The following is a 14,240-nucleotide window of genomic DNA, read 5'->3' on the forward strand; positions in this document are numbered from 1 at the left end:
TCTCCCCTTCACCCGTGGATCGGGCGGCCGACACGGCCGAGTCGGTAGTCGCGGTCGAACTGGAGTCGAGCCAGCCGTTCGATCTCGTCGAGGTCGGCCGACCCCGGATAGTCGCCTGGTGGGGAGAACCCGTCGGGCCGCTTCTTCTCGAGGTCGGATTCGCGACCGACCTCGATGATCACTTCGTCGATCTGGATGGTCGCCCGAGGTGTGTCAAAGGTGCCCTCGGTGACTCGGCGCGGCACCCCGGCCGCCCCGGCGGGCGTCGTGAAGTGCGCGGTGATCGTGGTCAACAGGGTGCTCAGGCCGCCGTCGGTGAGCCATTCCTCGTACTTGGCCGCGATCCCGTCGAGACCGGTGTCCGACTTGGTCTTCTCACCCACGACCAGGTTGTTCGCGAGTTCGGTCGATTGGGTGCGCACGGTGCCCAGCAACGAGGCCAGGCTCTTGTCGGAGAGCTTCACCTGGTCGGCGGCGGCGCGGTCCAGCATGCCGCCGAGTCCGCGAAGTCCGCGCTGGGCCTCGTCGCCGGTGATGCGCAGCCCGTCGGCGGCGACTTGCTGGATCCGATCCAGCGCAGCCGTCGCCCGCCCGATGAGGGCCGGGTCGGTGAACACCGGCTTCAAATCCAATGCGGGCGGTACGAGGCCCGTGGCGCCGCCGGCTCCGGCGATCGCGGGGGCGAGGAATTCGAGTTTGCTCGCCTCTTTGAGCGCATCGGCTTGCTCCTTGGGCATCTCGACCTCTTTGACCAGCAGGTAGATCGGCGGCAGGATCGCGGGCAGCACGCGGATGACGTGGACGAGGACCCGGAACGCACGCAGGTCGGCAAGGTTGCGCAGAATCCGGTCCACGGTCGGCACCAGCCAGTCCAACAGCTTGTCCACTGTGGACTTGACGACCTCGCCGAGCACCGCGCCCAACTGGAACGCCGCGAGCAGTGCCTCCCGAATGGTGTCGAAGATCGCCGAGAGCATGCCGTCGAGCGTGCCCGCCAGGATGCCGATCACCGCCGCGGCGGTGCGGGCGATCATGGCCACGGTGTCGAAGGCGATCACCACGATCGTGCCGCGCAGCAGCAGCGCATTGCGCAGGGCGAACCGCAGTGTCTCGGCGATGGCCGAGCGGATGCCGCCGAGCCGGTCGATCAGCCAGGCGATCGACCCGATCGCGATCGGCAGCGCGATAATCAGACCGTCGACGACGCGGGCGATTCCGCTCAGCACGACCGAAGAGCTGTCAAGCAGCTTCGTCCACCGCTCGCCCTCCGGTGTGCTGGGGAGCGTCGAGACCTTCGCCGCCTTGTCGGGCTCGCCACCGGCGGCCAGGAACAGGCCGGTCAGCGCGTCCACCGCCGTGCGGATCGAGTCGAGTTGGGCGGGTATGGTCGGGCCGGGCACCGAGCCGCCGCGCTGGTCTACGTGCTTCTTGTCCCCGGCGGGCTGCCCCATGCCGAGCTTGGTGAGGATCGAGTCGATGCGCACCGCCAGCAAGTGGATCTCCGGGATCGCCTCGACCAGTTTGTGCGAGCTGAGCAGGCCACCGACAAATCCGCCCGGCAGGTTGCCGAGGAACGCGCCGACGCCGCCGAGCAGACCCTTGAGGAAGTCGCCGAACCCGCCGCCGGGAGCGAGGTCGGAGATGTTGACCACGTGCACTTTGAGCGCGCCCTCGAACAGCGGCGGCGCGCCGAACCTCGGACCCGCCGCGATGACCGATGTGAAGGCGAAACCGGCGTAAGCCGAGACCGCGCGTTCGATGTCCTCCAGCGCGCGGCGGGCGAACCGGGTCTGGGTCAGCAGCAAGCCCATCTGGGTGATCAGCAGGTCGGTCTCGTCCATGGGTCACCGCCCTTCGGGATCAGGCAGGACGGCGAGCGCGCGCAGCGTCTCGCGGCCCGCGCGATGGGCGGTGTCGACCGCGGCCTCGAACTCGCGCGCGAGGTCATCGGCGAGGACGTCGTCGAGCGCGCGGCTCCCTTGGACGCGCAGAGTCAGCCGGGGTACCACCACTCGGCCCAGCTCGGCGTGTTTGCGCAGCAGGTGCGGCGAGGTCGGGGTGAGCGGCTCGGTCAGCTCGGTGCCGGTGGAGATCCGGGCCCGCCACATCGTCGCCAGGTCATCGACGTAGCCGTCGATGACCTGGCCGACTGTCTCCAGCCCACCCGCCGCCAGCCAGCTCTCGAACGCCTCGGCAAGCGGGCCGAACGTCGTGTCGCGACGCGACTGGTCGGCGATCTCCTGGCCGAACACGGTGTCGGCGAGCAAATCGGACCTGGTGTCCAGCCTGGTCAGATCCCGCGTGCGGCCGACGCGGGCCGAGCGTGTCGCGGCCGCGGCGAACTCGTCCGCGGTGGCGTGCAGACCGAGGCCCGCTCGCCGCGTGGCGCGATCGACGCCTTTGCGCAGCGCGTATCCGACAGTGTCGATGACAGCGACGACCTGCTCGGAGCGGCCCGCGCCGAACATCGCCGCCCATACGTCGGGGAAGTTCGAGCGAAAGCTCAGCGGTGCGGTCTCGTCGAGCTGGGGCAGTTTCGTTGTGGACTTTCCACCGGGGTTCGCGTTGAACAGTGCCGCGACCAGCAGCCGCGCGGGCCAGATCGCTCGTAGTGCGCGCCGGACATTCCCGGAGAGCAGCGACGCGGGCACCGTCTGAACCAAAGTGTCGAGCACATTCTCGGCCGCGTCGATCGCGAGGACCAGTTTCGTCCGCAGTGCCGTGTTCGTGTGGGTGCCCTTGGCATCGAGCAGGTCGTCCAGGGCGAAGTCGGGGAACAGGTCGGTGTAGCCGCCGAGCGACTTGCGCAGCAGCTCGGTCATGTCGAAGCGCGTCACCGCGGCGAGCGCATCGGGCAGGACTCTCATGAACCGCACGATGTCACCGAGGAAATCGCCAAAGCCGATCACGAAGTCGCGAATGCCCGCGGTGAGCTCGGTGCCGAACGTGCGCCAGAGGTCAAGGGTGAACCGCAGGTTGGCGCCGAAAACCTCCGCAGCACCGCGCACCAGCTGCGTGGCGCGTTCGGCGATGCCGCTGAGCCCGGCGAACGCCGCCTCGAACGCGGTGTGTCGCGCGCCCAGCACGATCGACTCGATGGCGGCCAGCTCCGTCAGCACGATCTCGTAGACGCGGATGCGAAAGCCGGCGAAGAGCGTGTCGACCAGGCCAGGCAGCAGACCGAGCAGCACTGTGCCGCCGAGCACCTCCAGCGCGACGGTGTCCAGGGTGTCCGGCAGCGGCACCGACGGCACCTGGTGCGCCGGGGCGGCGGTGGACTCCGCGGTCAGCAGACCCATGCTGGTCCGGACGCTGGTGGTGAGCTGCTCGATCCGGCCACCCTTGACGCTGGCTTCCGACAGCGCGGTGAACGCGAGCGTGGACAACCCGAACAGGTCCGACGCGGTGCGCGCGTCCGGGTCGAACATCGACTTGCCGGGCTTCTCGAACCGGGCGATCGACTCCTCGACGGCGGCGACCGCGGCGTTGGCCGTCCGGAACAACCGCAGGATCGCGCTGTGCTCGGCGTCGGGCCGGAACGGGGCGGCGGCGGCGCTCAGGCCCGCGAGGAAGTCCCGCCCGCCCGCGGCGACCTGGTCGCCGAAGGACATCGGGTCCCACAGGTGCAGCGCACCCAGTTGATCCGGCACGAGAATCACGCTGACCGCGCCGTCGTAGAAGCGCACGACCGGGAACGCGCGGCTGGCTGCCTCGACCGTCCTGGCAGCCTTGGCGCGGTTGTCGAGGGGAACCTTCATGGCTTTGAGCGCGACCGAGGCGATCTTGAGCTGCAGCGCCGCGACAGCGGCGAAGCGGGCGGCGATGGCTGCGAAGTCGATGGGCATCGGCTCACCGCCCGCCGTCGACGGCGAAGGTCCGGGCGGCCAGCTTCGCGGCCAGCGTGTCCTGGAATCGCCGGACCTCACCGATGCTCGCCCCCGGCATCCGCAGCCTCAGCTTCGTGACGACCGGCCGGACTGGTCGCGAGCTCGAGGGGGTCAGTACCGGCAGCGCCGACGACGTCACCTTGCGCTCCGGGTCCCCATACACGACCTGATCGACCTTGGCGAACAGTTCGGCCGCCCGCGGCGCCAGCGTCGCCCGCAGTGCCGGCGGCAGCACCCGCCCGACGACAACGCCGATCGCGGTGCGGAACTCGGCCAGTTCCCGCTGGTTGACCCGCAGGGCGACGGGCAGGCGGGCGCCGAACAGCAGCTCGGCGTCCAACCGCTCCTTGGCGAAGATGCTCGGGCGGTGCGCCGTGGCTGCGATCGCCGCCCGCGACGCCGGACCCAGCTCGATCGGCGCGGCCGGCCCGCTCGCCAACGCGAGCCGGTCGGCCGCGTCGATGACGGACCGCAACGTCAGCGGCGAAACCGACGCGGCGCGCAGCCGGAGACGCAGCGCGGCGGTGTCCGGCAGCTTGGGCAGATCCGGGAAGTCGCGGATCTTCGGGAACGAGGGCAGGGCATCGATCAGCGGCTTGAGCGCGCTCGGCTCTCCTTTTTTCTTCGCCGCCGTCGCCGGCGAGGGAGCCTTGAACGCCGTGGTCGTCGCGGTGACCTGCTTGTGCAGAGCGTCGAAGACCAGGGCGACGGGATGCATGACGAACAGGGACTTGAGGAACTGGCCGAGCTCGTCCAGGAAGGTGTCGAACGTCTTGCCCAGCGCGGCGCCGAGTTCGGCCAGCGCGGCGGCGAGCAGGCCGACCTCGACCACGATGGCGGCCACGACGCGGCGCAACTGCGCCTTCGCAACGGCCGCGATCCTGCCCAGCAGGGGAGCGATGGCCAGCTGCCCGCCCCGCATCTCCTGGAGCCGGGCCAGCAGGTCCGCCACAACCTCACCGATCGCCGTACCCGCCGAACCGGCCAGCGCCTTGATGCCCAACGCCGTCTCCACCACCGACGGCAGCACCGGTGCGACCCTGGTCATCAGCACGGCCACCGCGCCCAGCAGCTGCGCGAACATCGCCGCAGCGCGGTCGGCGACCTTCAGCAGCCGGGCCAGCAGCGGGTTGCGCACGGCGGCGCGGGGACCGAGGAGCCGGTCGAGGAAGAGCACTCCTGCGTTCATGAACCGGGCCAGCGATCCGAACAGATCGACCACGGCCCGGATCTCGCGCCGGTTGCCCAACGCGGCGGCCAGGGCGAACCCCAGGCCCGCAGCGCCGAGCGCCCCACCGACCAAGATCGAGGTGCCGGTGGGGGCCCGGATCAGGCCGGCCCCGAGTGCGAACGGGGCGAGCATCCACACGGTCGCCTTGAGCAGGGTCCAGATGCTGAACTCGCTGAGCCGCAGCAGCTCGATCCCGCCGATGATCCCGCCCGCGGGGCTGAGCATCACCCCGGCCAGCGTCCCGGCGAACCCCAGGACCGGCGCGGTGAGGTTCGGCCCGCCCCGGGGCGTGGGCACCGAGCGCTGGGCGGTCTGGAACCGGGCGTCCAACGCACCGAGGTTGACGATCCTGGCGCGCAGGCTCAGACCCTCGAACGGCAGCCCCGGGCCGAACCAGTGGGTCAGGAACGCGCCGCGCGCCCGTTCGACCACAGTGGACTCGTCGGAGACGATCCGCTGCCACGGCGCGAGCGCCTTCGCAGCCGCCGTCAGCCCCGCGGTCAGCTTCTGCAGCAGCAGCGCCAACGGCATCGCGTTCCTCCTCTCGGCTCCGATGCCCGTCAGCGGTGGTCACCCCGCGTCGATCCGGGCGTTCTCCTGGTCGATCTGCTCGACGAGCAGCCGCACGTACTGGCGGCGCTCGCCGGCCTCCATGTCCATCAGCTCCCCGAACGGCCAGTGCAGGTGATAGCCGAGGAAGAACACCTCTCGGCGCAACTGCTCCAGGCTCACTCCGGAGCTAAAAAATTCGTCATGTCCAGGCTCGCGCGCAGGCCGTGGCCGCACGCCGGGCAGTCCAGTTCGCGGATCAGGTCGACCCCGGGCGCGCCGTCGTTGAACGCCCGGTCGATCTGCCTGCGGTCGGTCAGCGTCAGGTCGGCGAGGATCTTCGGCCCCAGCGCTTCCAGCCGGTGCTGCGGCAGATCACCGAGTGAGCGCAGGCACCGGGCCAGCAGCGAGTTCTTGCCCAGCGACGGGTTCTTGCGCAGCTGCGGTGCCGCCGCCGACTCGTCGGCGCCGCGGGCCAGCCGCAGGGTCATCGCCGTGTGCACCGAGCCGTCGCGGTCGACGTAGCCGTCGTCGAGTTCCAGGACGATGTCCTCTGGCAGCTCACCGTCGGCCAGTGACCGGGTGGGCAGTGCGTCGAGGTCCTCAGCCACCTCGAAGTGCTCCGCGCACGCCGGGCACGTGTAGCTCGCCGCCAGCTCCGAGCCGAAGGTGAAGCAGCGCAGCCTGATGAGCAGGTAGTTGCGGTCGACGGAGTACATCGCGTCGAGGTCCGAGCGGCGAATCGGGTCCAGGTCGCCGAGCGAGGTCAGGCAGCTGTGCAGCAGCGCGGTCACCAGCCGGCCGCCGTTGCGCTGGTTGGCCGGGTCGGCGAGCAGCGCTTCGTCGCGGCCGGTCATCTTGCGCAGGGTGGCCCGGCGATGGACGCGGCCTTCGTCGTCGGCGAGTCCGACCGGCAGCAGCACCTCGACCTCGCGTATGCCCGCCCGCGCGGTTGGCGGGGCCGGGGCGTCCAATGTGGTCATGGGTCCTCTTTCAGTTAGACGCGCTCGAGTCCTTCGTGCTCGAGCACGATGGTCTGCAACAGCAGGTTGGTCGACCCGGCTTCGAGGTCGGTGAATTTCGACGACTTCACCCACGCGCCGTAGAAGGCGAACCGCAGCACGTCCTCGCCGAAGTGGCGCTTGATGACCATGCCGTTCTTGCGAACCGACGATCCGCCTTGCTGAAGGGCGTTGAGCTGGAACGTTTGGCGGAACCACTCGCGGAACCGGTTGTCCTCGCGGCTGCCGTCGACCCGCCGCTCGATGGTCAGCGGCTCGAACTTGACCTTCGCCGCCGCCAGTTTGTAGACGTGTCCGGTGGCGCCGTCGGGCTGCTCGATGGTGTCGAGTTCACCTTCGCTGAGCCCGGAAACCTTGCTCACACCCGGGCTCTCGGTCCCGTCGATGACGAACACGAACTCGCTGGCCCGGTAACCTTCGTCGAAATCGCCGACTCGGGGCATGTCGCCCTCCTCTGGTTGGCATCGATGGACGCTGGGGTCACGCCTCCGCGACGGACGCTCCGCTGGGCTGCTGACCGACCATGATCACGACCGTCTCCGCGGGCCGAGACGGGTAGAAGTACACCTCGATGGTCAGCTTCCCCTGCTCCACCTGATCCGGCGGGTTGTTCGAGGCGTCGACGACGACGGTGAAGGTCTGCTCGGCCGATCCGGAGCCGAACGCACCCTGCCGCCAGAGGCCCATCAGGAACGGTGAGACGGTGCCGTACCGCACCGCGGTCCACAGCGAGTCCCGGTTCGGCTCCTGCCGCACCCAGCGCAGCCCGTCGCGCAGGCTCGACTTGACGAAGTTGAACAGCAGCCGCACGTTCACGAACCGCCAGCGCGGGTCCGTGCTCAGCGTGCGCGAAGCGTCGACCACGATGCCCGCGCGCGGCACCGCCCGAACCCCGTTGACGCAGCCATTGGTCACCAGGTCGGTGTGGTCGGCGTCGGACAGCCGCCACTCCACGTCCAGCACACCGAGCAGGTTCGCCTCGTCGCCCGCGGGAGCCTTCCAGATTCCTCTGGTGGTCTCGATGCGGGCGAACACCCCCATGACGTGACCGGTCGGCGGGATGGTGATCCGCGGGCCGCTGCCGATGCCGATCGGGTCCGGCACGATGATCCACGGCCCGTACAGCGCGCCGTAGGCCTTCTTCTCCTGCAGACCGGTGCCGTAGGCCACCGCCTGCCCGCCCTCGACCGCGCCCTCCGGGACCGCGCCGACGAACATCGCGTCGCCCCGGTTCGCACAGTAGGCCAAGGCCGCCTTGGCGATGGCGGAGTCGGTTCGCTCGCAGCACAGCAACTGGATGTCGACGGCGTCGAACGCGAAGAGACCGGTGCCCGCTGCCTCGTCGCCGATGAAGTGCGTCGCCGTCGGCGTACCGTCGCCGCCACCCTGCAGCGCGACCCATCCGGCCGTGGCCGCGGGCCGGTCCCGGTTCGGCGCGGCCAGGTCGATCAGCCGCACCTGCTTCGATCCGCTCAGCGGGTGGTTCAGCACCCTCGGCGCGTAGTTGGGTAGGTCGGGCTGCATCGACAGGCCGGTGTGGGTCTCCACGACGTGCTCGGCGTCACCCGCGCCGTCGGCGATGACCAGGTCGAACTCCGACGTCGCCAGGGTGACCTTGCGGTGGTCGGTGAACGTGGCCAGGTTCGGCAGGTCCGGGGTCCACGCCACCGCGCCCGTCGCGGTGTCCACAGCCGACAGGACAGCGTGCGCGGTGGTCGCCCCGTCGCTGATCACGACGGCGTCGCCGACACTGAAATCACGGACAACCGCGAACTTGCCGCCGCCCACGACCAGGGGTTCCAGCGCACCGAGCGTCGGATTGGCCATCGCTGCGAACCCCAGCGTGGTGTTTTTCGCCGTGACCTGCAACCCGGTCCACTTGCCGGTGACCGCGGCCGACTCCCCGGTGGAGGTCAACACCATCTGGTCGTCGGCGGCGCCGCCGATCGAGGCGCGCAGTAGATTGGTCTGCCCGTTGATCGCGTCCCGGATCTCCGCTCTGGTGGCCGCGGCGGGATTGGCGAAGTCGTTCGACACGAACTTCAAATCCGTTGCGACCGATGACTCGTCGATCTGCACGGAGAGGGTGGGCAGCGTCGCCATGTTCACCGCGGCCGCGAGCGCGGTTCCGCTGATCGTCGCGGGCGCCGACTCGCGCAGCCGTGTCGTGGCCGACGCGCTGTGGCGCACCTGCAGGAACAGCGACCGGCCCCACGCCCCCGGGTCGGCCTGGCCGCGGAATCCGGCCTCGACGGTGAGCACGTTGGTCGCGGCGGTGTCGGGCAAGGTCTGCTGCGCCGCCGACGCGCCGGAGCCCGCCGTCGTGTCGACCACGCGGCTGACATACGCGGTCTGTCCGCCGTTGTCGAAGAATCCCTTGACCAGGTACGCGCCGAACCCGCCGGTGAAGTAGCCGCCGAAGCGTTCGACGAACTGGGGATAGGTGGTCACGCGCACCGGCTGGTGCGGGACCCCACGTTTGGTCAGCACGGTGAACGCGCCGACGGACACCGCCGCGCCGGTGATCGACGGCGAGCCGGTGCCGTCGACCTCGACCACGTTGACACCGACGTTGAAAGCCATCGAGAGCCTCCTTAGCTCGTGCGCTTCTTGGCAGGCCGACGGCGCGGCTTGGCCGCCGGTGCGGCCTCGACGGGTGGTTCGTGTGCGACCAGCACTCCGCGCCGGCACAGCGCGGCGACCTGGCCGAGTGCCAGGTCCTCGGGGCTGCAGTCGATCTGGGACAGCGCCGGGATCACCACGACCCCGCCGGTCAGGTGCACCTCGACCGGGCGAGTGCAGGTGTTGGCCAGCCGTACGGTCATGGGCGCACCCCCAGCTGGTCGGTGCCCGTCCGCACGTCGACGACGTCGGTCATGAGCGGTCCGACGCGTGCGGGCTCCCGCACACCCACGCGGTAGACCAGCACGGGCGCGTCCGGTGTGGTGTGCCCGGTCGACGGCACCAGCTCGATCGGCAGCCGGTCGCCGTCGACGACGAGTTCGCCGTAGGCCGGGATCCGGTCGATCACCGCCTCGATCAGCGCGGCCTGGGTGGCGCGGGCGGCCGCCACCGGCCGGACCACGTAGTCGAGGTCGTAGGCGGGCCCTGGATCGGCGAACCGGCAGCCCGCCGACGTGTGGTCGCGGGCGATCCCGACGCTCGCGGCGCGCAACGGCGCGGGCCGCAGATCGACCTGCACGATGTCGAGCGCGACCGCCGCGGGTGCGGGCTCGCTCTGCGCCCGCACCGCCACCGGCACCGCGGTGGGCGTGCCGTCGACGGTGATGCCGGCGAGCGCGGCGATCAGCGCCCGGTCAGCGTCGGCGACCATCTGCGGGCGCAGCGCCACGACGTCGTCGAGGTAGGCGGTGAACGGCGCGGAGACACAGCGCAACTGGGCCGTCGTGACTGCTCCCGCGACCGCGGCGGGCAGGTCGTCGATGCTCAGCCGCACGGTCTCCCACGTGTGCCGCGCGCGGACCGGCAGCAGCCGGTGCCAGGTGTTCGCCGGGTGGGAGAGTGGCATCGCGGCGGAGGCGAGCCGTAGCTCGACGAAGAACGGCCGGTCCCGTCCGTCGGCCTGCCGGTCCGCGCGGATCGACAGCCGCAACTCGGCGCTCGAGGTGACATCGACCGGGGCCATCGTCCGCCGCAGCAGGTGGCCGTCCGCGCCGTCCGCGGCGGTTACCTTCGCGCTTGTCGCGTCCGTGCCCGCGCCGACGATGACGGACTCATCGGCCATGCTCAGCCGGGTTGACGGCGTGGCACCGTCGGTGGTGAAGGCGGACCAACGTGTCGCGTCGTCCATCGGGTCGATGACGTGGCGGGTCATGTGCGAACTCTGACAACCGCGTAGTCACCGACCCGTCACCGACGTATCACCGGCGGCACACCTGGGGAAGCAGATCGGCCAGCCGCGCCGACGGCTCGGTGGAGAGTTCGCGGTGGATCAACTCGCGGTAGATCGCGAACGCCCGTCGCGCCTCGCCGAGATTGCCCTCGGCGAGATGGGCCTCGATGAGGGCCCGCTGAGCGCTCTCGCGGATCGGGTCGGCGCCGACCGCGACCATTGCCGCCTCCACGCCCTCGGCGTAGCGCCTCGCGGCGCACAGTTGCCTGCTGAGCCCTTCGAGGGCGTGCAGCACCCGCTGCCGCAGCCGTTCGCGTTCGAGGATCGCCCAGTCGTCGTACCACCCGGGCAACAGGTCCAGCGCCTGGCCGAACCAGGACCCCAGCGCCAGGTCGTCCTGCCGGGCGGTGCCGTCGATCAGCCGGTACGCCCAGTCGGCCGCAACCTGCGCGTCGACCACCATGTCCTCGCGCAGCCGCAGAGACACCTTGTCGGTCATGACCAGGTCCAGCCCGAGGGCCCGCAGGCGCCACAGTGCGGAGCGCAGATTTCCGGCCGCGCGCTGGTCGTCGCCGAACGGCCACAGCAACCCGGCGGTGAACCGGCGCTCCACCCGCTCGCGTCGCAGTGCCAGCAGCGCGAGCAGCCGCTTGCCCCCTTCCGGGACGTCGCGGCGCTCGCCGGCGACAGTGACGTAGGGACCGCCGAACAGGTGTAGGACCAGTGCCTGCTCGGACGATTCCCGGCCTAACGAGAGCGACAGGTCCATCGGCATCTCCCACCCTGCGTGACCTCAAGTTAAGCGTGGAGCGTCACCGTGACGTCACGGCGGGCTGCTACCGCAGGAGACGACCCGTCACCCGGCGGAGCCAGCGGGAGGTCCCTCAATCGCTGACGAAGGTCTCGAGGAACTCCCGCGCCATCGCGACAGCGTCGTCGACGTTGGTGAAGTGCCTGCCCCGCCGGCGTCCGTTCTCATCGATGCGCACCGTGACCAGCAAGCCGTCGAGCTGCGCCTCGATCCGGATGAGGCACACACCATGCGTGGGAACGCCTCCGATGGTGGACATCGGACAAGCGTGGCTGCTCGCCGTCACGCGATCGTCCCGCGCCCGTCACCGCCCACGACCGCGGGCGTCGACGGCAGGGTCCCCGCGCCCACTCGGCGCTATACGGCGAACGTCAGCGTCCGGCGGATCACGTCGAGGGCTTCATCGGCCCACGAGATGATCGAGAGGCTTGAGTCGACCACTGCCGGCGGCGTGTTGATCAAGGTGTCGCGACGGATGAGCCGGTTGAAGTCGACCAGGACCGGGTCCGGCCGGAGGTCGCCGTTGGGCGTCCTGAACTCGACGCCGGCAATGCGCATGACGTTGATGAGCTCCTGGGCGAGGATGCCGTAGGCCACGGTGGTGGGGTGGACGCCGTCGAGCGAGAACAGCCCGCCGGCGTCCCGGTGTGAGCCGTCGCTGCTGATGAACTTCGAGTTCAGGGGCGGCGTGCAGGCACCGAGTTCGGCCGGCAGGGCGTATGGCTTCCACCATGAGGGCTGGGCCAGCGGATCTTCGATGTAGCGCCGTTGGGCCAGGCGGTCGAGGAGACCTGCGGTGTCGAAGAGGTACCAGTCCCGCGGGTCGTTCTTGTCGGTTCGGGCGGCACGCACGACATCGGTGATGGCATCGTTGTACTGGTCGATGGCGCAGTCGACGGCACGGGCCTCGTCGGCTGTGATGTGGGGGTCGCGGGTCGGGTCGAACTGGTCGTCGGTGATCCAGGGGCGTGTGTAATAGCGGTAGTAACGGGACTTCGGTGCGATCTTGGTGTGGACGCCGCGGGCGAGCGGGACAATCGTCACGTGCGGCACGGTGCACCAGATCACGTGCCGTGCCTTGATCTTGCGGATTTCGGCCTCGACCTGCGCCAGTTCGCTCTTGAAGTGATCCGGACGCCAGACCGTGTATTTGCCTTTGGTGTCGAGGTGGTCGTAACCGGTGTCGCTCCAAGCCACGTTGAGCGACACGACACTGCCCAGCGCGTTGTTGGCGCCGAGGAATACGACGAGTGTCTCGATGCCGGCGTCGCCGCCGTTTGTCTCGTTGCCAAGGGCAGCGGCGGCGTCAAAGAGCGTCATGTTCGCGTTGGCGTCCGTGGCGGGGTAGACGCGCAGCGCGGCGCGCTCGCTGCTGTTCTCGACCGCTTGCTTGAGCCAGTCGTCCTTGGGTTGCTTGAGGTTGGTCCGACAGCTTGCGGCGTTGACTTCGAGGGCGTCACGGAGGTCCCAGCCGTACACCGACAGATTGTGCATGATGGCGGTGAGTGACGGATCCGACGAACCTGGGCCCCTTTCCCAATAGTCTTCGACCTGGTCCATGAACTGCCGTCCGCGGTACAGGGCCAATGGAACGTCCCACCAGTCCATGGTTCGACCCGAGGAACGCTCGAGCTCGCGCAGGAGCAGCTCGATGTTCAGGGGAAGACCGCCGAAGCCGTCGTAGGTGGGATAACGGAACTGGCCCAGCCAGCCCAGCTCGTAGGCGATGATGGCCGGGTAGGAGATGTCGGTGTGGAAGACCGAGCCGCTTTGGAAGCCATGTGTCAGCGAGTCGCCGATGGTGACCAGGCGGTGAGTCGGCTTGTGCTTGGACTTCCAGCGTGGCGTCACTTTTTCGCCGAGCGTGGGATCCCACTCGGGTTTCCGCGCTTCGCTGGTGATCTTGACGTCACGAGGGATCTTCTCGGCCATGGCTGCCGCCTCCCGATGGAACGACGATGTTCCCTGTATGGGGAAGTCGCTGGCTCGGAGGACTAGTTACAGATCATCGCGACAAGGTTTGCGTCAATCACACGTCTGGAGTAGTGAATTTCCTCCGTCGTCAACCGCGGTGTGTTTGAAACTGAGTCGTCGTGCGATTTGCTGCTTGTCGAGCGTTCAAGTGAAGATTTCAGTGCACAGCACCGACAAGGTTCGCGTGGGGAGCACAGCATGATCTCATCGTCACCAACCTCGTGGGCGAGCTCTCTTTGCCCAGCGCTTCGAAGCCGAACCTGGTCTGTCCAGTTGCGCGTACGGCGGCGACAAAGACTCGATCTCCGCCGACAGGTTCGCGATTCTCGCTGCTCTGAGCGAGAACGCCGCCTCGGGAAACCGCCAGCCATTGTCGGTGGCGGCGTGCGGTCCCGCCTCGCAGGTCCCGCCCGGGGCCGACGCCGACTCTCGAAGCCCAGGGGATGTGCCTGATACCAGTAGCCGCCGCCTGTGCGGGGCTCGATGAGTGGCTGGTGGGCGAGCCACACCTGGGTTTCGTGCTCGCCGACCACCTGCGCCCAGAGCTCACCGACATGTTCTGGGAGCGGATCAACCTCGACCTCATCGGCGCGCACCTGATCAACTTCGGCCTGATCGAATGCCATGTCCACGTCGCCGGATTCGTGGGCGCGACTTTCACCGGCAACGCGTGGATCATGGATGCGACATCCGCAGGGAATACCAGGTTCGTGAATGCCACGTTCATCGGCGGCGCTCAAGTTCACCGGGCTGGAGCCGGGCCAGTTCCGCCAACGTGCAGGTCGCGATCGATGCCGAGACGAGATTGGTGCCGGATGAAGAACTTCAAGATCCTCCGCGACTAACGCCGAGCGGGGAACACGCTCGCCGATACGGCATCCGCTATCGCCAATCTGCACAACATCCTCCTCAC

At 69.1% G+C, this 14,240-nt stretch carries 13 protein-coding genes; 1 reads left to right on the forward strand and 12 read right to left on the reverse strand.

All coding sequences use genetic code 11. From position 1 onward, the window contains the following. Window positions 1–8: 8 nt before the first annotated feature. The 12 genes from AB0F52_RS15155 to AB0F52_RS15210 form a co-directional block, all read right to left on the reverse strand. Window positions 9–1,841, reverse strand: a complete 1,833-nt coding sequence (locus AB0F52_RS15155) for a hypothetical protein (protein ID WP_360170030.1) — start codon at window positions 1,839–1,841, stop codon at window positions 9–11. A gap of 3 nt (window positions 1,842–1,844) precedes the next feature. Beyond that, a complete protein-coding gene (locus AB0F52_RS15160; RefSeq protein ID WP_360170033.1) occupies window positions 1,845–3,845 on the reverse strand; it encodes a hypothetical protein in 2,001 nt (666 codons plus the stop codon). Between the two features lie 4 nt (window positions 3,846–3,849). Further along, entirely contained in the window at window positions 3,850–5,649 is a 1,800-nt protein-coding gene (locus tag AB0F52_RS15165) for a hypothetical protein (RefSeq protein ID WP_360170036.1), read from the reverse strand. 39 nt (window positions 5,650–5,688) lie between these two features. Next, a complete protein-coding gene (locus AB0F52_RS15170; protein WP_360170039.1) occupies window positions 5,689–5,835 on the reverse strand; it encodes a hypothetical protein in 147 nt (48 codons plus the stop codon). 11 nt (window positions 5,836–5,846) lie between these two features. Then, window positions 5,847–6,650, reverse strand: a complete 804-nt coding sequence (locus AB0F52_RS15175; protein ID WP_360170042.1) for a hypothetical protein — start codon at window positions 6,648–6,650, stop codon at window positions 5,847–5,849. A gap of 14 nt (window positions 6,651–6,664) precedes the next feature. Next, window positions 6,665–7,132 (reverse strand): phage tail protein, encoded by a 468-nt coding sequence (locus AB0F52_RS15180; RefSeq protein WP_360170045.1) that lies wholly within the window; start codon window positions 7,130–7,132, stop codon window positions 6,665–6,667. 37 nt (window positions 7,133–7,169) lie between these two features. Then, window positions 7,170–9,272 (reverse strand): phage tail sheath C-terminal domain-containing protein, encoded by a 2,103-nt coding sequence (locus tag AB0F52_RS15185; protein ID WP_360170048.1) that lies wholly within the window; start codon window positions 9,270–9,272, stop codon window positions 7,170–7,172. An 11-nt stretch (window positions 9,273–9,283) separates the two neighbouring features. Further along, window positions 9,284–9,514, reverse strand: a complete 231-nt coding sequence (locus AB0F52_RS15190; RefSeq protein ID WP_360170051.1) for a hypothetical protein — start codon at window positions 9,512–9,514, stop codon at window positions 9,284–9,286. Further along, window positions 9,511–10,524 carry a hypothetical protein gene (locus AB0F52_RS15195; protein ID WP_360170054.1) on the reverse strand — a complete coding sequence of 338 codons (1,014 nt, stop codon included), beginning with the start codon at window positions 10,522–10,524 and terminating at the stop codon, window positions 9,511–9,513. The genes AB0F52_RS15190 and AB0F52_RS15195 overlap by 4 nt, the downstream gene beginning before the upstream one ends. A gap of 46 nt (window positions 10,525–10,570) precedes the next feature. Further along, on the reverse strand, window positions 10,571–11,311 hold the full coding sequence (locus AB0F52_RS15200) for a BTAD domain-containing putative transcriptional regulator (protein ID WP_360170057.1): 741 nt from the start codon (window positions 11,309–11,311) through the stop codon (window positions 10,571–10,573). Between the two features lie 115 nt (window positions 11,312–11,426). Continuing rightward, complete coding sequence (locus tag AB0F52_RS15205) at window positions 11,427–11,612, reverse strand: hypothetical protein (protein ID WP_360170060.1); 186 nt, start codon at window positions 11,610–11,612, stop codon at window positions 11,427–11,429. A gap of 98 nt (window positions 11,613–11,710) precedes the next feature. Further along, window positions 11,711–13,285 (reverse strand): hypothetical protein, encoded by a 1,575-nt coding sequence (locus AB0F52_RS15210; RefSeq protein ID WP_360170063.1) that lies wholly within the window; start codon window positions 13,283–13,285, stop codon window positions 11,711–11,713. Window positions 13,286–13,821: 536 nt separating this feature from the next. Between AB0F52_RS15210 and AB0F52_RS15215 the strand changes: the two genes are divergently transcribed. Next, window positions 13,822–14,172: a hypothetical protein gene (locus AB0F52_RS15215; protein ID WP_360170066.1), complete on the forward strand. Its 351-nt coding sequence runs from the start codon at window positions 13,822–13,824 to the stop codon at window positions 14,170–14,172. Window positions 14,173–14,240 lie beyond the last annotated feature (68 nt).

The organism is Amycolatopsis sp. NPDC024027, assembly GCF_040638975.1.
In the GTDB taxonomy this organism is placed as follows: domain Bacteria; phylum Actinomycetota; class Actinomycetes; order Mycobacteriales; family Pseudonocardiaceae; genus Amycolatopsis.

Coding starts and splice junctions, on each gene's coding strand:
- AB0F52_RS15195 (WP_360170054.1), bottom strand. CDS start 10,524: ATGACCCGCCACGTCATCGACCCGATGGACGACGCGACACGTTGGTCC.
- AB0F52_RS15155 (WP_360170030.1), bottom strand. CDS start 1,841: ATGGACGAGACCGACCTGCTGATCACCCAGATGGGCTTGCTGCTGACC.
- AB0F52_RS15175 (WP_360170042.1), bottom strand. CDS start 6,650: ATGACCACATTGGACGCCCCGGCCCCGCCAACCGCGCGGGCGGGCATA.
- AB0F52_RS15190 (WP_360170051.1), bottom strand. CDS start 9,514: ATGACCGTACGGCTGGCCAACACCTGCACTCGCCCGGTCGAGGTGCAC.
- AB0F52_RS15205 (WP_360170060.1), bottom strand. CDS start 11,612: ATGTCCACCATCGGAGGCGTTCCCACGCATGGTGTGTGCCTCATCCGG.
- AB0F52_RS15180 (WP_360170045.1), bottom strand. CDS start 7,132: ATGCCCCGAGTCGGCGATTTCGACGAAGGTTACCGGGCCAGCGAGTTC.
- AB0F52_RS15210 (WP_360170063.1), bottom strand. CDS start 13,285: ATGGCCGAGAAGATCCCTCGTGACGTCAAGATCACCAGCGAAGCGCGG.
- AB0F52_RS15200 (WP_360170057.1), bottom strand. CDS start 11,311: ATGGACCTGTCGCTCTCGTTAGGCCGGGAATCGTCCGAGCAGGCACTG.
- AB0F52_RS15185 (WP_360170048.1), bottom strand. CDS start 9,272: ATGGCTTTCAACGTCGGTGTCAACGTGGTCGAGGTCGACGGCACCGGC.
- AB0F52_RS15165 (WP_360170036.1), bottom strand. CDS start 5,649: ATGCCGTTGGCGCTGCTGCTGCAGAAGCTGACCGCGGGGCTGACGGCG.
- AB0F52_RS15160 (WP_360170033.1), bottom strand. CDS start 3,845: ATGCCCATCGACTTCGCAGCCATCGCCGCCCGCTTCGCCGCTGTCGCG.